This is a genomic window from Colwellia sp. MB3u-41, from assembly GCF_014076845.1.
In the GTDB taxonomy this organism is placed as follows: Bacteria; Pseudomonadota; Gammaproteobacteria; order Enterobacterales; family Alteromonadaceae; genus Colwellia_A.
On sequence record NZ_JACGUT010000022.1, the window covers coordinates 1 to 2,736 of the forward strand.

Annotated in this window: 4 protein-coding genes; all 4 read left to right on the forward strand. The window is 34.2% G+C overall.

The features are described 5' to 3' along the window. The first annotated feature begins 141 nt into the window (after positions 1–141). The 4 genes from H4J73_RS01195 to H4J73_RS01210 all read left to right on the forward strand — a co-directional run bounded on the left by H4J73_RS01195 (position 142) and on the right by H4J73_RS01210 (position 2,336). Positions 142–522: a hypothetical protein gene (locus tag H4J73_RS01195; protein WP_182223142.1), complete on the forward strand. Its 381-nt coding sequence runs from the start codon at positions 142–144 to the stop codon at positions 520–522. 459 nt (positions 523–981) lie between these two features. Beyond that, the gene (locus tag H4J73_RS01200) at positions 982–1,317 is read left to right on the forward strand and encodes a hypothetical protein (RefSeq protein WP_182223143.1); all 336 of its coding nucleotides are present in this window, start codon (positions 982–984) and stop codon (positions 1,315–1,317) included. A 130-nt stretch (positions 1,318–1,447) separates the two neighbouring features. After that, positions 1,448–1,753 carry a hypothetical protein gene (locus H4J73_RS01205; RefSeq protein WP_182223144.1) on the forward strand — a complete coding sequence of 102 codons (306 nt, stop codon included), beginning with the start codon at positions 1,448–1,450 and terminating at the stop codon, positions 1,751–1,753. A gap of 115 nt (positions 1,754–1,868) precedes the next feature. Continuing rightward, the gene (locus tag H4J73_RS01210; RefSeq protein ID WP_182176769.1) at positions 1,869–2,336 is read left to right on the forward strand and encodes a hypothetical protein; all 468 of its coding nucleotides are present in this window, start codon (positions 1,869–1,871) and stop codon (positions 2,334–2,336) included. Positions 2,337–2,736 lie beyond the last annotated feature (400 nt).

Below are 2,736 nucleotides of genomic sequence, written 5' to 3' on the forward strand. Positions count from 1 at the left end.
ATGGTATTGTTAAATATCGTAAAAAAGGCAACTAACAAGCAACTCAAGACGGACACAAACAGTTGGCTGTGCTCGTACCTCGCAAATTATAGCCAACTATTTTTAGCCGCTTAGTAGGGCGTTATGTATCTAGGAGTTATCTTGAGTTCTCGGTTTAATAAAAAGTCTTTGATTCGCTGGAAGGTCTATATAGATCGATCAAAAATGTATATGAGCTATATACAGTTTTTGCTTATAATTTTCGTTACTATCGAATCACTAGGTGATAATCCAGTAAAGTCGTTTGTATTTAATAGTCCATTGGTTGCAGTCCCTGTTATTTTGGTGATTTTTGTGTTCGCTTATTTGTTGATTGGTTACCTAGATTCTAGACTCGGGTTTCGTGAAGAAGAAATTAGAAATCACTCTAAATCTAATCCAGTATTAATGGATATTCAAAAGTCACTCTCAGAGTTAAATGATAAAATTGAGAGAATGGAACAAGATAATAAAAACGTTAATATTAGCGCAAAAGATACATAACAAGCACTTCAAACGGACAAAAAACAGTTGGTTGTTTTCACTTCGTTCAACATTTTAACCAACAATTTTTTGCCCCTTAATGGGGCGTTATGCGGCATTGCGAATTCGATTAAATGTAATTGTGGTACTTGCCTTTTCTTTATCTTGGTTATTTACGTGTAATTAAATCTATTTCAGTTTTTGGTTAAATAGTTTTTCGCCAAAGCAGGTAAGTGGTAAATTCACTTTTCATTAGTGGCTCAAAATTCACAGTTTAGTGTGTCGCAATGCTGTGATTTTTTAAACGTGGATTTTATGTCGTTAATATTTATATAAATTATGCGGTTTGTGGTAATCTAAAAATCGCATAACAAGGCATTCAAACGGACAAAAAACAGTTGGCTGTTTTCACTTCGTTCAACATTTTAGCCAACAATTTTTTGCCGCTTAATGTGGCGTTATGCGGAATAAGGTTTTATCATGCAAAAGTGTTTTCTTCTAGCTATTTTATTTGTACTTCCAGCACATGCTCATGATGACATATTGGAAGGTTATTTTACCTATGGTAATGAAGTTTCCACATTTAAAGCTTGTAACTCAGCGGATATATATTGGTTAAGTTACTCAGGCTTTTTAATGTCAGAGGTACAATCACTTGCATTGGCTCAACCAAAACCATACACATCTATATTTTTAAAATTCAGGGGGCATGAGCACTTTGAAGAAGTAGATGGTTATCAAGCACAATATAAGCGTCAATTACATTTAAGCGAAGTTATTAGTTTTAATGGGGAAATCCCTAGTGGTTGTGGGTAATTTACCGCATAACAAGCCATTCAAGCAGGACAAATAACAGTTGGCTATTTGCTCCTTCGTCGCTTATTTTAGCCAACTATCATTTGCCTCTTAATGGGGCGTTAGCTTTAATAAATATGTAGGTGCCATTTTGAAATTTATATTTTTATCATTTGTGTTATTTTTAGTCGGTTGCTCAATGACATTATCTCCATCTTCAGAGTTAGCTAAAAATAAATACCAAATTAAAACATTTGGTAATTCTTTTAGCAAAAGAGACGATCTTGAAAGAGGCTTTATAGAGAAAGCAGAAAAGTTGTGTTCCCCATATAAATTTGAGGTTGAATCACAAACTTATTATAGGCAGGACGCTCAACCGATAATTAATGGTCAGGTTGTTACCTTAAATGCGGACGAAATTGTTGGTATTGTTGTTTGTCAAAGTGGTGTTAATTAAAGCTAACAAGCCATTCAAGCCGGACAAATAACAGTTGGCTATTTACTCCTTCGTCGCTTATTTTAGCCAACAATTATTTGCCTCTTAATGGGGCGTTATAAAGCTCAAGGAAGATATGCGTAAATTTCTATGTTTGGTTATTTTATCATTAAGTTTTTCTTCATATGCAAATTCTCAATTTGAGGGTTTGTGGGAAGGGTTTCAGGCTAATGATCCTCATATTTCGTCTCATCTAATGGTTATAAACTCTGAGGGTAAAGGCTACTATATTATCGGGCTTGGTGATGAGTTAGCTGAACAATCTTTTGCTCTTATCAATTTAAACGGTGCTGAGTTTAAGAATGGTTTTATAGATATACCATTACATAAATACGATACAGGTCAAGCCAGTTCACACTTGGTAATATCTAAAGATTTACTTGATGGCAATTTGAATTGCCTAACTGTTTACCATGATAAAAATGGTATTCCAATAATGTCTTTTAATTGGCCATTAAGAAAATCGAAAACAGGATTCGCTAAAAATAATGAACTCTACAAGTTTGCGCAAGAGCTTTATAACAAGCAAATCAACAAGGACTAAAAAAAGCGGGCTGTTCGCTTCGCTCCATTTTAGCCCACTATTTTTAGCCTGTTATTTGGGCGTTATGCGGCATTGCGAATTCGATTAAATGTAATTGTGGTAGTTGCCTTTTTTTTATCCTGGTTATTTACGCGTAATTAAATCTATTTCAGTTTTTGGTTAAATAGTTTTTCGCCAAAGTAGGTAAGTGATAAATTCACTTTTCATTAGTGGCTCAAAATTCACGGTTTAGTGTGTCGCAATGCTGTGAGTTTTTTAAACGTGCATGTTATGTTACTAATATTTATATAAATTGTACGGTTTGTGGTAATGTAAAAATCGCATAACAAGGCATTCAAACGGACAAAAAACAGTTGGCTGTTTTCACTTCGTTCAACATTTTAGCCAACAATTTTTTGCC